This is a genomic window from Streptomyces katrae (genome assembly GCF_000717655.1).
Lineage (GTDB): Bacteria > Actinomycetota > Actinomycetes > Streptomycetales > Streptomycetaceae > Streptomyces > Streptomyces katrae_B.
The window spans coordinates 23189-36913 of sequence record NZ_JNZY01000048.1 but is presented as its reverse complement, the minus strand read 5'-3'; the positions used below and the strand labels follow the sequence as shown (position 1 = coordinate 36913).

Annotated in this window: 9 protein-coding genes and 3 pseudogenes; 3 read left to right on the top strand and 9 right to left on the bottom strand. The window is 66.4% G+C overall.

Features of this window, described 5'->3' with window-relative positions; all coding sequences use genetic code 11:
• Window positions 1–353 precede the first annotated feature (353 nt).
• The 3 genes and pseudogenes from IF09_RS0135420 to IF09_RS0135405 all read right to left on the bottom strand — a co-directional run bounded on the left by IF09_RS0135420 (window position 354) and on the right by IF09_RS0135405 (window position 4511).
• Window positions 354–1736: a S41 family peptidase gene (locus tag IF09_RS0135420; RefSeq protein ID WP_030302984.1), complete on the bottom strand. Its 1383-nt coding sequence runs from the start codon at window positions 1734–1736 to the stop codon at window positions 354–356.
• Window positions 1737–2288: 552 nt separating this feature from the next.
• Window positions 2289–2696: pseudogene (locus IF09_RS0135415) on the bottom strand (IS110 family transposase); the annotation flags it as partial.
• A 1170-nt stretch (window positions 2697–3866) separates the two neighbouring features.
• On the bottom strand, window positions 3867–4511 hold the full coding sequence (locus IF09_RS0135405; protein ID WP_030302980.1) for a CatB-related O-acetyltransferase: 645 nt from the start codon (window positions 4509–4511) through the stop codon (window positions 3867–3869).
• Window positions 4512–4635: 124 nt separating this feature from the next.
• Between IF09_RS0135405 and IF09_RS48370 the strand changes: the two are divergent.
• Window positions 4636–5078 (top strand): annotated as a pseudogene (locus IF09_RS48370) (helix-turn-helix domain-containing protein); the annotation flags it as partial.
• A 101-nt stretch (window positions 5079–5179) separates the two neighbouring features.
• Here IF09_RS48370 and IF09_RS47635 read toward each other — a convergent pair.
• Window positions 5180–5356: a hypothetical protein gene (locus tag IF09_RS47635; RefSeq protein ID WP_234321271.1), complete on the bottom strand. Its 177-nt coding sequence runs from the start codon at window positions 5354–5356 to the stop codon at window positions 5180–5182.
• Window positions 5357–5905: 549 nt separating this feature from the next.
• Between IF09_RS47635 and IF09_RS0135390 the strand changes: the two genes are divergently transcribed.
• Window positions 5906–6409 (top strand): hypothetical protein, encoded by a 504-nt coding sequence (locus IF09_RS0135390; RefSeq protein WP_158710144.1) that lies wholly within the window; start codon window positions 5906–5908, stop codon window positions 6407–6409.
• Window positions 6410–7227: 818 nt separating this feature from the next.
• Here IF09_RS0135390 and IF09_RS0135380 read toward each other — a convergent pair.
• The 3 genes from IF09_RS0135380 to IF09_RS0135370 all read right to left on the bottom strand — a co-directional run bounded on the left by IF09_RS0135380 (window position 7228) and on the right by IF09_RS0135370 (window position 10007).
• Window positions 7228–7785, bottom strand: coding sequence for a 2'-5' RNA ligase family protein (locus tag IF09_RS0135380; protein ID WP_030302976.1), 558 nt, complete (start codon window positions 7783–7785; stop codon window positions 7228–7230).
• 230 nt (window positions 7786–8015) lie between these two features.
• Window positions 8016–8447: a GNAT family N-acetyltransferase gene (locus IF09_RS0135375; protein ID WP_030302974.1), complete on the bottom strand. Its 432-nt coding sequence runs from the start codon at window positions 8445–8447 to the stop codon at window positions 8016–8018.
• Window positions 8448–9143: 696 nt separating this feature from the next.
• Window positions 9144–10007 carry a PhzF family phenazine biosynthesis protein gene (locus tag IF09_RS0135370; RefSeq protein WP_030302973.1) on the bottom strand — a complete coding sequence of 288 codons (864 nt, stop codon included), beginning with the start codon at window positions 10005–10007 and terminating at the stop codon, window positions 9144–9146.
• Between the two features lie 72 nt (window positions 10008–10079).
• Here IF09_RS0135370 and IF09_RS0135365 point away from each other — a divergent pair, with 72 nt between their 5' ends.
• Window positions 10080–10922 (top strand): LysR family transcriptional regulator, encoded by an 843-nt coding sequence (locus IF09_RS0135365; protein ID WP_030302971.1) that lies wholly within the window; start codon window positions 10080–10082, stop codon window positions 10920–10922.
• Between the two features lie 29 nt (window positions 10923–10951).
• Here IF09_RS0135365 and IF09_RS41130 read toward each other — a convergent pair.
• Together IF09_RS41130 and IF09_RS0135355 are read right to left on the bottom strand one after the other, a co-directional pair.
• Window positions 10952–11856 (bottom strand): annotated as a pseudogene (locus tag IF09_RS41130) (LysR substrate-binding domain-containing protein).
• Window positions 11857–12193: 337 nt separating this feature from the next.
• Complete coding sequence (locus IF09_RS0135355; protein ID WP_030302965.1) at window positions 12194–13657, bottom strand: amino acid permease; 1464 nt, start codon at window positions 13655–13657, stop codon at window positions 12194–12196.
• Between the last annotated feature and the right edge of the window lie 68 nt (window positions 13658–13725).

Genomic DNA, 13725 nt, shown 5'->3' with positions numbered 1-13725 from the left:
ACCGCACGCTCACGCAACTCCAACGGGTACTTCCTCGGTGCGGGCATCGTCTGGGCTCCTCTCGCGAGACCCATCTGACCATCCGTCACTCATCCCCGCCTCTCGGGGGAACCTCAGACCCTGGACCTCCTCCAACACCTGCTGGCCACCTGGAGCGGCACCTGCCCCACCTGCCAACAAACCGTCCCACGGCAGCCCTACGACACCACCTAACAAAGCACTACTAGTCATACACAAACTAACGACGGATCTCCGGCGCAGGACACTAGGACTCGCTGGTTTTCGACGGGATCGACGATGTTCACGACAACTCCTAGGCCGACGGGGCCGGGGCGTCTCCGCGAGGAGCCGACCTACTCCCGCAGGACCTTCACAGCCCGGTCGAAGGCCGAGTCCTTGTTCTGGTCGAACTCCTCCGTGGTGAAGACCGGATCGGTGAGGTGCGGCGGGATGCCCGCGCCATCGAAGGTCCTGCCCGACCGGGTCAGCAGCTCCTCGTTCGGCAGCCAGACCGACATGCCGTTGGGGAGCTTGCGCACCATGACATCCGAGAAGACGCCCTGCGTGGGCTGCCCGATCCGCACAGTCCGGCCGGGCCGGTCCATGAGGGCCTGGGTGAAGGTCTCTCCCGCGCTGACGGTTGAGCCGCCGGTCAGCACGGCGACCGGTCCGGAATAGCGCGGGCCCTGGGCGGGCGTGACGTACAGGGGCTGGGGGCGCGTGTGTTGGGTGGGGTCCGCGGGATCGTTGCGGGCCCGCTTGGCGTAGGCGAGGTAGGGGGTGTCGGTCAGCCGCCCGGCGATGTGGAGCCCCATGGCGTCGGAGCCGCCGCCGTTGATCCGCAGGTCGATGACCAGGCCCTTCAGGTGGCGGGTGCGTTCCTGGTCGAGGACCGTGTCCAGCGCCTTGTCGAGCTCGGCCAGCTCGGCGGCGTAGGGGGCCTTGCCGCCCGTGTAGCCGCCGAAACCGGAGATCCGCAGGTAGCCCTGCCCGCCGGGGAGGTCGGCGTAGGTGATCCGCCCGGCGGCGAAGTCCTGCAGGTTCCGGGCGTTCTTGAGGTCGCGCTCCACGACGAACTTCTTGACCTTGGCGTCGAGCGTCCCGTCGGGCCGGACGGTGCCCGGGCGGACCTGCGCGAAGGCCCGGTCGGGGTCACCGTCGCCGTCGCCGTCGACGTCGAAGACGGCGACGTGCGCGTCGTGGAGCGGCTCGACCATCTTGCTGAAGACGGCGAAGAGTTCGTCCGGGGTCGTCCTGTCGTGGACCGTGGGCCGGTACCGGTCGCGTACGGCGTGCCAGTCGATGCCCTTGGCGGCGAAGAAGGGGTAGTTCTCCTCGAAGGACTGCCAGAAAACGTCGAAGGAGGCGAGCGGACTCCCGGGGGCGGAACGCGTGCAGGCGTCGGGCAGTTCCGTCATCCGGCGCAGGTTCCGTTCGCCGACGTCACCGTCCAGCCGTACGGAAGCGCGGTCCCGGTCCCCGCGGGTGCGCACGGTGAGGACGGTGCCTCCAGGCGTGGTGTAGGCGCCGGGGCCGGTCCGCTGCGCGGTGTCGCCCGCGATGCAGCTGACGGCGGTGGTCTGGTACTCCTGGAGGGTTCCGTTCCGGATGGACAACGCGGTGCCGTAGCCGTCGGTGCGCCAGATTCCGTCGGTGGCCGGCTGGCGGGCGGTTACGGCCGGTGCGGCTGCGCCGACGAGGGCCAGGACTACGGCGGTGGCCGTGACGATGCGCACGATCTTGTCTTCTCTGTAGGCGACTTGCTGGGTATACCGCCCCACCGTCGCCGACACGGGATCCACCGGGCCATCCGGCTGTCCGGCCGATCGGGGGTGGGGCCAGCCCCCGCTACCCGTGGTAACCGGGAGCACAGGCCTAGTTCCTTTGCGGAGTTTGAGGCTTTTGTTGACCTGCTGACGGAGCCGAACCTCACTTTGCGTCAAGGTCCAGCCGTTCAACACAGGGGCCTGCAACGCGAAACGCGGCAGTGCGCACGGGACCCTCAACTCGCGGGACCTTCGCCGCCCGGGCCCGAGGCCGTCCAGGTCGTTAGGAACGTTCAGGCCGTCGGTCAGCAGGCCCTACATTCCGCGGTCGTCCGCACTCACCGGCTCCGGCGCGGGGCCCGGGCTCAAGGCCGCCGGAGCGTGATCCGGGGCAGGTGGGGCGGCGGCCGGTAGGAACGGGCGCGCGCGTGAAGCTCGAAGAACGCTTGTCGAAGTCGCTCGGCGAAGAGATCTGGCAGATCTCCGGGCCTCGGGGCGCCCACCGACATCGCGTGGCTAAACCAAGGCCGGGAAGTACTCCAGCATCTGGGCCCGCAGGTTGATCGCCCTCGTGCGGTCGGCGGCCAGGTCCAGGCGGCGCGAAGTGAGGATGCGCAGGTCGACCGCGATGTCGTCACCACGGTGCATGCTCTGGAGGTCCCGGCGCATGCGGGCCTGGTCCACGATGACGAACGCGTCCTTAGCGTCCGTTTTCCCGTCGCCCCGGTAAGACCCGGAGGCGTGGTGGACGGTGCGGCCTGGGACTCTCTGCCCGTTGTCGGTCAGAAGGGCGATCATCAGCGCGGCCCCGTCGGCGTTGAGGTCGATCGCCCAAGTCACCGGCTCGTCCTCGCTCAACGCGAGAACATCTGCGATCAGCTGGAGCAGTGCGTTCTCGTCGTTGGCAACCCGCCTCGAGAGCCTCCGCTTCCGTACCGGTCCCAGCAGACGACCTCGGCAGCATGTCCTTACCAAGCGATCCTGTCGCGCGCATCCCAATCAGTGGCCGAGTCGTCGCGGGGCACCGGGCGGCCAATCAGTAGAAGCCCCACGTGCGGCATGAGGTTGCCAGCCACACCCAGTGCCCCAGGGTTTCCCGATCCTACGAGTGACCGGAATCAACCCACCAACAACGTAAGGGGATTTCGCGCTGTCCGGGTTCCTCCTCGCACGTGCCTCGGCAGGACTGGCGGATGGCACGATCCGCGGGGAAGTCGGGCACCTGGACCAGAAGGGGACCTGGTTCGGCCGACCCTGTGGGATCGGGAGCCGGCCGACGCCGACACGTACTTCGAGAAGGTGCTGCGTAGCTCGCCGCGCCGAACCCGGCTGGCCCGGTCCCAGGCGCTGAGCACGTACTTCATGTTCCTGGAGCTGCGGCACAAGGTCGAACTCACCGGATGACCGGCCGGGTCATCGAGTGCCCGATCGACGAGATGAACACGCGCGGCGCGAAGGACGCCCAACTGCGGATTCCACCGAGCGAGCCGGAGGTTGGGTCCCCCTTCACTGGCTGGGGCAACAACAAGCCTGCGGCCTCCTGCGTGGGCTGCTTCGCCTGGGGACAGCTGCTCGGCCGGTTCTGCCGGGCCTGCTACACCTACGGTCAGTTCAACTCGCCTGGCACATGTGCTGTCTGCCGCCGCAAGGTTCCCGTCCACGACTTGCCACTGCCGGCTCTGCCGGGGAAGCCAGCTGGCCATCAAGGCTGCGGGCGTCCACGGCGAAGCCACGCCGCACTGGCGATCTTCCTTCGGCGGGGTAAGTACCAACAGCTCTTCTTCGCGAACCTGCAGCGGCCTCGCAATGGCGGACCGCCTGTCGGCAGGCAGGGGCGCCGCGGCCTGAAACGGGCACCAGGGCCAGCCCCTGCGCTCGTGATCACGAGCTGGGTCCAGCCGCCTCTGTTCAGCACCACCCGGGACTACCGCACCTTCGAACGGGAACGGCACGCCGACCCGGCCAACCCGCGGCTGGCCCGGGCCCGGCGGGCAGCGCGCGTTCTGGGTGAGGCGCGCGGGTGGACCCGCTGGGTCGGTAGTGCCGTGTAAGACAACGGTGGCCCTGTCCCGGTGTGACGTGTAGTGCGTGGAGGTCGGCTCAGGACCGTGGTGTGATCTCTTCGAGGTCGTCGATGGTGCCGGCCATGATGGCCCGGATGTGTTTGGTGAGGTGTTCTGCGGGCCAGTCCCACCAGGCGAGGGCGAGCAGGCGGGCGATCTCGTCGTCCTTGTAGCGGGTGCGGATGAGTTTGGCCGGGTTGCCGCCGACGATTCCGTAGTCGGGGACGTCGTCCACGACTACGGCGCCGGAGGCGATGATCGCGCCGTGCCCGATGTGTACGCCGGGCATGATCATGGCGTTGTAGCCGAACCAGACGTCGTTGCCGACGATGGTGTCGCCTCTGCCGGGCACGCCAGCGAGCAGGTCGAAGTGGTCGGCCCAGGATCCGCCCATGATGGGGAAGGGGAAGGTGGAGGGGCCGTCCATGCGGTGGTTGGCTCCGTTCATGATGAACCGCACTCCGGTGCCCAGTGCGCAGAACTTCCCGATGACCAGCTTCTCCGGCCCGTAGTGGTAGAGAACATTGCGGGTCTCGAACGCGGTCGGATCCTCCGGGTCGTCGTAGTAGGAGTACTCCCCGGCCTCGATCAGCGGCGAGGTCAGGAGCGGCTTCAGCAGGACCACGCGCGGCTGGTCGGGAAACGGGTGAAGCACCGTCGGGTCCGCAGGAAGGCGGTTCATGGCAGTCGCTTTCGGTTCGGCATTGGGCGGCGAATGCCCCCATTCTGTGCATGGCGTACGGCTGTTCCGGCGGTGTGCTGTCAAGCACCGCACCCGTGGTTCACGCACCGAGCATTCTGTGGCCGTGGCCAAGACAGTACGCGTGCGGGAGATCGATGACGACGAGGGACGGAGGCTGCTGCGGATCATCCGCAGGGGCGCCGGGTCGGTGGTGACCTGGCGACGGGCTCAGATGGTGCTGCTGTCCGCGCAGGCATGCCGGTATCGCGGATCGCCGAGGTGTCGTTCACGTTCACCTGCGATGACCGGGTCCGGGACGTAATCCACAACTTCAACACGGACGGCTTCGGGTCTCTGTATCCGAAGTATTCCGGCGGCCGGCCCAAGACGTTCACACTGTCCGAGCGGCGGGAGATCAAGAAGATCGCGAAATCCAAGCCGCCCGAGCACGACCTGCCGTTCTCGAGCAGATCGCCGCCTCGCCCAGCCCAACGCGCTTCGGATGGTGCTGTCCGGGTGGTCAGTCGTTCAGTCGGGTGTCCCTGCCTGCTCGGCCGGCTCGGAGTCGTTGGCTGGCGCGGACCGCTCGAGGTCGTCATTGGTCGCGGCCCAGCTGGCCAGCAGGGTCAGGGCGTCCTGCGAGGGTGACGCGGGCTCGGCGGTGAAGGTCAGCAGGAACTGGCTGGGGCCGTCGCCGAGTGGGAAGGTCTCGAAGGGCAGGCGAGGTCGCCGATGACCGGATGGTGGAGGAGCTTCACGCCGGTGGTGTGCATCCGGACGTTGTGGGCGGCCCAGCGGCGATGGAATTCCTCCCTGCGGTTGGACAGCTCCCCGATCGGCGGCATACGCAGCCGCCGCTCCAGCTCCGAGACCCGCTTGTTCTACGGCACCACCAGCAAGCTCAGCCAGCGCCCGGCGCGAGCGCATCATCGGCCCGGCGCGCGGCGGGCCACCGCCTCGTACAGACGCCACTCGGCCCCCGTGCGGGCCTCCGACACCTGCCGGGCCAGCACCGAGACGCCGGGCAGCAGCACCCTGCGTCTGTCGTTGGATCCATTTCACGACGCGCATACCCCCGAGCCTCCATCCGGAAGGCCATAGCGCTGATGGCGGTAGTCGTCAGCACGGGGCCGACGACCTGACCCGTGCTCATGAGTCCCTGATGCCCCCAGCCGTTCCAAGCAAATTAGGTGTATCTGGTTGATACCGATCCGGCTTGCCGCAGCGCTGCCTGTCAAGTCGATCGCCTTGCTGAGGTCGGTCAGTTCCCCCGTCAGCAGGCGAGGGAGGTCGACCCCCCTCCTTAAGCGCGAGTCTTCAAGCAAGTTGATATGTAAAGAGTTTGACTATTTGATGGGGGTCGGCTCTATTCTTCCATCCAGGAGGCGTCCCCCTTGCATGCCCGTATAGGCCCCGCTGCGGGCACAGCGGTTCTGTGCCACGCGTGGTTCTTCTTCGGTTTCCTCTATGAGGAGATCGTCGATGTCCCGAACATGATGATGGGCGCACATGCTGTGGAAGCCCAGTCTTTGTGGGACCCGTACCATTCGGTCGCCAACCCGGTCTTCTACTATGCGATCGTGGCTCTCCCGGCACTGGGCTCGCTGGCCTTTCTCTGGCTGAAGCGGGGCGGGCTGTCGCCCGCGAACCAGACTCGCCTGCGACTCGCCACCTGCGGCCATCTCGCCATGGCCGCGCTCACCTTCGTCGCCGTCACGCAAATCAACGGCACGCTGTATTTCGGGCCTCCGATCAACGACCCGGCGCGCGTCGACACACTTGCCTGGGCCTGGTTCGGGGTCAACGCTCTGCGCATCGGGGCCACAGCCTTCGCCACGGTCAAACTCATCGACTTCTACCTGAACATCCGCGGTACGTCGACACGTTATCCCGCATGACCTGCCTCTCGACCGCCCACCACCGAGGTATCACCTCAGCCGCATCAACGGGATACACCAGCCCGCAGGCCAGGGCCGGAGCTGGCTCTCACCGTGGGCAGCGTGCATTGACGATCCGGCGCGGGCTCGGGCATCGGCTGCTTCCCCGCGGGGTACCCCGTCGCGATTGTCAAGGGGCTGGAGGTGGTCACAGCTGAAGCGCCAGGAACGCGGGGCCGGCCGCATTTGCGCCGCAGATCAAGCCTCGCCACGATCGGGATCTTCCCTGTCACAGGTGGGGGCGGCCGTCACGTACGGGCTGTCCTTCCCACAGCGGGCGGGTGAGCACGGCGGGCTGCCGCATGGTGCTGGAGGCCGGGCTCGGCCGAGCTGGTTGAAGGGCGACAAGGTGGCGGACCCACTCGTCACGGTCGGTGGCGTCGCCGGTGTGACAACCGGCGTCGTGCCCACCTCCGTGGCATCCGTGGAACTCTTCGAAGCTGTGGATCAAGAGCTGCGGCGCGCCGGCAGGCTTTCGGAGTAGAGCCGATTTCCGAGTAGGCGCCGGTAGCGGACCTCCAGACGGTCCAGTTGCGGCCAGGGGGCGGAGGGGCTGAAGGTTGCCTGGCAGCCTGGGTGGTCCCAGCTGCACCGGTCCGGGTTAGACCTGGCGGCGGTCGCAGCCGCCTCAGTACCCCATCCTGCCCGCAGTCGACGTGGCCGCTGGGCATCGCCGCACACCTGACCCCAACCTGCACGGTGATCTCCGCTTCGCAGATCCGGGCGGATTCTGGCGGATTGCAACCTTCGGTACGGCAACCTCACCAGCCGCGACGACCTCATCGACATGATTCACCTCGGCCGCGCAGGGGAAAGGCCGCCTGTTCATGCCAGGACTCGCCGTCGCAAACCAAAAGCTGAACCGCCGAAACGCGGGCGGTGACCGGCAGACGGCCGGTGAGGGCGGCCTCGGCCTCGTCGAATACGCTCCGCTCCTGACCATGGGCCACCGTCAGGTGCGGGACGAGCTCGACGAACCGGCCCCCATAGGGCGGGACCTCTGGCCATCGTTCGCAGACGGCTTGAGTAAGAGCCCGCAACGGACCCTCCGGTGTCGGCACCAGGAAGAGCACGTCGGGGAACCGTCCGAAGCCTTCGAACCGTATGTCGAAGGCTCGGTGGGCACCAACGAGTAATTCGAGCGCGCCGAGCACGTCGGCATCGATGCGGCCATGGTCCAGAAATGGATAGAGCACCGTCACGTGCGCCGGAAGCCTGGCTCCGGCCGAGGAGTCGAACCGCCGGCGCCATCCGCCCACGAGCGGCTCGGCTTCGGGCACCTTGACCAACAGCACCGTTTCGCCTGCCTGATACAGGCCCGACTGGTCTTCCGGCATGCCTCTCCCTGATCCCGGCCGGTCTCATAGGACCACACGCCGAAGAGCGTCGCAGCACGTTGGGACGAGTCGGCGGAGCGGTGTTCCGAATCCGCCGAACCGCAACTACGGCGAGGCGCTTGGCTTCCCTGCGCACCGCATTGCGACAGCTCGTACCGGCTGCCTTGGTCCGGTCTCACGTTCCCCGTACCCCGCGGCTGGAGGCCCGTTTCGCCGGAGTGGTTGGGGGCTCACTGCTCCCCTAGAGTCATCCACTTCTCCGGTTTCTCCAGTGATGCGAAGCCCACCTTGGCATAGACCGCGTGCGCGTCCGCCGTGGCCAGCACGATTCGACGCAGGCCATAAGGAGAAAGACGGTCCCGGACCGCAGTGGCCAGAGCGGTCCCCAGGCCCTTGCCACGTGCGTCGCGTGCGATGTAGACGTCACACAACCAGGCGAAGGTGGCTGAGTCAGTGACAACACGGGCATACCCGACCTGGGCGCCTGAGACGCTGTCGTAGACGCCGAAGTTGAAGGAACTGGCGAGCGCCATGTCTTGCTTTTCCCTGGATCGACCAACGGCCCAGTAGGAGTCCTGTGACAGCCACTGGTGGATCAGCGCAGGATCGAGGCGGGTGGGGTCTGTGGATATCTCATATCCGGTAGGAAGTTCAGCGTTCATGAGTGTATTGATCCAGTCTGTGCAACTGACCAACCGACGCGAAATTCGGCATCCAAGTCCGGCCTGTGTTGTCCTGCTCTTTTGGACGTCGAATCGGCTTCGGCGGCTGGGAATCTGAGCATGGGTCTTCCCCTGTGACGAGATGCGGCCTACGTTTGCTGTGCCAGTGCCATTGGCTGGGGGAACTTTCGGCGCGACCGCCTCCTTTGGTGACAGGCCGGCTTCAGCGCTTGGCTGCCGAGGGTGTCGGCCGAGACGCCGAGGGAAATCGTAGCGCTGAGGCGGGCAACCCGGCTCTGTCTCAGCCCCGGGTTCTTACAGTACGCGTCCGCCTCGCCCACCTGAACACCCTTGCCTACGCGCGCGCGGAGGCAGAGCGCTTTTGCGAAGCGACAGTCGTCTTCCAAACCTTCGCAAGCGTGGTGACGTCGTGGCCGCGGGCGACATGAGGAGATGCAGTGCAGCGATATACCAAAGCGGCCGACCTGTCGGACGGCGCCAGGCGGTCTGCATGTGCCGCCAGTTTGGATCCTCAGGTCGAGAAACTGCTCTGCCGGACGCGGCCGCCGACGCTCTACCGGCCGAGCCCTCAAAGAGAATTCGTGACCGACTCCGTAAAAGGATAGCGTCGAGTCTCGCCCCCTCCCCTGGATTGGTTCACCCGACAGCGACCAGACGACGGCTGTCGCAACCCGCTCATGCTGGCAGCTCCTCCAAACGTCCATTCCCGACGAACGAGACTTCGCCGCCGACCTGTACCGAGCGGACGTCCCCACTTGGGCCCTGCGCGCTGATCGTCATCTGGCTGGGACGGCCAGTGAACCGGCCCTGCCTGAGGACCACTTTTTCCCCGTCGCGGATGCGGCCGTGGCGGCGCAGATAGGCGGCGGCACATCCTGCTCCGCTTCCGGTCGCCACGTCCTCGACGATGCCGTCGTTGTTCCAGTGCCGTGACTCCAAGGTGTCGGCATCGAGGAGATAGGCGAACTGTGCGCCGAGACTGGAAAGCGGCGTGTCGAGATCGAAAGCAATCCGGGCCCGTTCGAGTGCGCCGCTGCGTACCGGCAGCACCAGGTAGCGCAGACCGGTGGAGACCACCTCGGGCGGGAGATCCGCATCCAGGTCTTCTTCGTTCAGCGAAAACCAAGACGCCAGGTCCTTGCGGTCCGGCTGGCCGAGGAAGGAGGGAGCGCCCTGATCCAGCACGCTCGCGTACCGCCCAGGACCACGCCGATGTGTGGTGATCTCCACCGTGCGGGATTTCAATTTCATCTTCCATGTCTCACTGTCGCCACTGCCATGCAGGGCGTGCAGGACACAGGCGGCTCCCATGACAGGGTGGCCTGCGAAGTCGAGTTCCTCGACGAGGTCGAAGACGCGGGCCCGCCAAGCTCCGTCTCCCGCGTCCTCACCTGTCAGGAAGATCGATTCGAAGTGGCGCATTTCCCGCGTGATGGCCGCCATCTGGCCGCTGCTGAGCTGGGCGGCATCGGGGAAGACAGTGAGGCTGTTGCCGCTGAAGGGCTGAGAGCTGAACACATCGACGTGGAAGTAGTGCATGGGACTGACGCTAATGATTCGCTCCTTCAGATGGAACTACCCAATGAGCAGGGGGCCGTATAACGTGCGGTTATGGCCTTCGACCGCGATCTAGAGACGTCGTTGCTGCGGATGTTCGTCAGCTGCGCCCGCCTCGGCAGCATCAGTCGCGCCGCAGCCGCGCTCGGGTACAGCCAGCCGGCCCTCAGCCAGCAGCTGCGGAAGCTCGAACGCTCCGTCGGACAGCCACTGCTGCACCGTACGGCCACCGGAGTGAGCCCGACCAAGGCCGGCGAGGCATTGCTGCCCTATGCCGAGCGGATCCTGGCCCTGTCTGCCCAGGCTCTCACCGCAACCAGGCGAACGGTGACGGGGCATTGCGGGGTGGGACTGATCGAAGACCTCGCCGCTGCACCGTTCCCCCAGGCCCTTGCCGATTTTGCCCGCCTTAACCCCGAAGCGACGCTGGAAGTGGTCAGCGCTCCTGGGCCGTACATGAGGGAGGCCTTTTCCTCCGGACGCATCCATATCGCCCTGTGTGATCCGTCCTACCTGCCCGGCCTACCGCGCTGGACGACCCGGTTGCCGCTGAGATGGGCCGTCGGGCCCGGACTGGATCCGGACGCTGACCCCCTCCCTCTCGTGCTGTTCTCCCTGCCGTGTCGCTGGCGCACGCCGGTGCTCGACACGCTGGAAGCCAACGGACGTACATGGCGTGTTGTTTTCGAAAGCACCAGCCTGGCCGCCGTGCAAGCCGCCGTCCGGGCCGGCCTCGGCGCTGCGGCTCTACTGCCCGCCTGCGTGGAACCCGGCACCGCCGCGTACAGCGGCCTGCCAGAACTCCCTGACGTCGAACTGGGTCTCATAAGGCGGACAGGCACGGAAGGCGATCCGCTCATCGACGCGGTCGAAGACGTGCTCAGACGTCTGACCTGACACGAGCAGGGCCCCCGCGGCTCATGCGGTCACAGCACCAACTGCTCAGCAGCCCCGAGCAGTGCCTGCCGGGCGGCTTTGATGGTGGGGTGCTGGCCGCCTCCGCGACGCACGGCAGTGAGCAGTCTGCGCCTGTGATGAGCCCGTGGCAATGGCTGTATGGGGACGGTCGGGGACGGCCGTGCCATGCCAAACCCGGAAGCAGCGCGGCCGCATGACCCTGTTCGGCGAGCCGCAGATGCAGGAAGTGATCGGTGGACTCGTACCGGATGTCCGGTTCGAAGCCTGCTTCGCGGCACAGTGCCATCGACCAGCGGCGAGCGACGGTTCCCTCGGGCTCCATGATCCACGGCTGTCCTGCCAGGCTGAGGAGCGCCTCCATGGGGTCGGCCACGCCCCCAATGGCCGGATGAGCCAGATGCAGGGTGTCCTCACACAACTCCTCCTGCTCCACCTCCGCGGGCCGAGGACCGGGAATACCGGGGTACTCAACGTCGATGATCAGATCGAAGTCACGCGCTAGCAGAGCAGAAATGGCACTTTCCCGCTCCATCTGAGTCAGATGGACACGCAGCAGCGGATGAGCGGCATGCAACAAGGTCAGCGCGGTGGGGACCAGGGCAAGCGCCGCACTCTGAAAGGAAGCGATGCGGAGTATTCCGGTCAAATCAGTCAAGGATGTCGCGATGTCGGTCTCTGCGCGTTCCAGCCGCTCCAGGACAGCCTCGGTGTGGGCAACGAGGATCTCCGCCTGTTGGGTGAGGCGTACCCGCCGACCGACGTGTTCCAGTAGCCGGACGCCGACCTCGGATTCCAACAGCGACAACTGCTGAGAAATGGTCGATGGACTGTAGGACAAGGCAGCGGCAACGGCGGCCAGCGTGCCGCGGTGCTTGAGCTCCCTGAGAAGTCTGAGCCGGTGAAGATCGAACATGACAGCGCCTGAAACAGCTGGCTTTCTCGTGGGAGAGCTTGTGCCGGACGCGCAGAGTGTGATGTCACGCTACGCCTCGCGGTTGACTCGGGCTGACGGCGGCGGATGCAAGGATCAGCGCCGCCGGTTCTAGGGCTGGGTGCCGTATCGAGGGGTGTGCGGTGGCCAGGAATCCCTGGGGCGCGGTCGGATCGTAAGGCGACCACCGGGCCATTGAAGAGCGTTACGAGGTCACGTTGAATGCGTCCTGGGCAGGTTGGCGGCACGGCCCGTATCAGGCAGGTGATGTCACGCCACTGATGCGTGGGCGAGCCGCCCCGATGTGTCGCCGTCGAGGTCATGGCCTGGCTTGGGCGTCCTCGGCTGCCCTGCGCATACCGGCCACCCGGCCGCGCACGCCGAACCACCCGGCGACGAGAGCCCCGACGATCAGCGGAAGACACAGCACGGTGGTGCGTGCGGCCCCGCCGTCGGCATACATCAGCACCAGGACAGAGGCCAGGAAGCCGAGGGTCACGATCTCGGTCCACGGCGAGCCGGGCAGCCGGTAGCCAGGACGCGTCAGCTCGCCCTGCTGCGTCTTCCGCCAGAAGAGCAGGTGGCAGATCATGATCATGCCCCACGTGGCCAGGACGCCGATAGCCGCGAAGTTCAGGACGATCTCGAACGCCTCCGCCGGTACGACGAAGTTGAGGCCGACGCCGAGCACACAGATACCGGTCGTGAGCAGGATGCCACCGTAGGGAACCTGGCTGCGGCTCATCGCACTCGTGAACCTCGGCGCCGAGCCGGACATCGCCATGGAGCGCAGGATGCGGCCGGTCGAGTAGAGGCCGGAGTTGAGCGAGGACATGGCCGCGGTGAGGACGACGAGGTTCATCACGCCGCCCGCCGCGGGGACACCGATGTTGGAGAGCACCGTCACAAAGGGGCTCTCGCCAGCGACGTACTTGTTCCACGGAAGCAGCATCGAGAGCAGGATGACCGAGCCGACGTAGAACAGCGCCACGCGCCACATGATCGAGTTGATCGCCTTGGGCATGATCTTCTCGGGGTTCTCGGTCTCACCCGCCGTCACGCCGACCAGCTCGACTGCGGCGTAGGCGAAGATGACGCCTTGGGTGATCAGGAGCATGGGCAGCAGACCGTTGGGGAAGACGCCCCCGTTGTCGCTGATCACGGACAGACCGGGGTTGTGACCGTCGACGGGGTGTTGGGTCACCAGCAGGAAGATGCCGATACACATGAAGAGGACGAGGGCGCCGACCTTGACGATTGCGAACCAGAACTCCAGCTCGCCGAAGATCCGCACCGATATCAGGTTGACCGCGAGGACGACCGCCAGGGCGATCAGCGCGATCACCCATTGGGGTATGTCGGAGAACATGCCCCAGTAGTGGGTGTAGGTGGCCACCGCGGTGATGTCGGCGATACCAGTCGTGGCCCAGTTCAGGAAGTACATCCAGCCTGCGGTGTAGGCGCCCTTCTCGCCGAGGAACTCCCGGGCGTACGACACGAAGGCGCCGGACGAGGGCCGGTACAGGACGAGTTCGCCGAGCGCGCGGACGACGAGGAAGGCGAAGACGCCGCAGACCGCGTACGCAACGAACAACGACGGGCCGGCCTCGGCGAGGCGGCCGCCGGCACCGAGGAAGAGGCCGGTGCCGATGGCACCGCCGATGGCGATCATGCTGACGTGCCGGGACTTCAACGACTTGCTGTAACCGGCGTCTCCAGCGTCGACATTGGGCCGGGCCGGTCTGGATGGCGCTCCGGGCTTCACGAGCGGCTGCTCACTCACGCCTTGCTCTCACTTTCCATAAGTTGATGCAGTGCGGTCCGTTACTGCCGGTCCGCTCAAGATTTCGA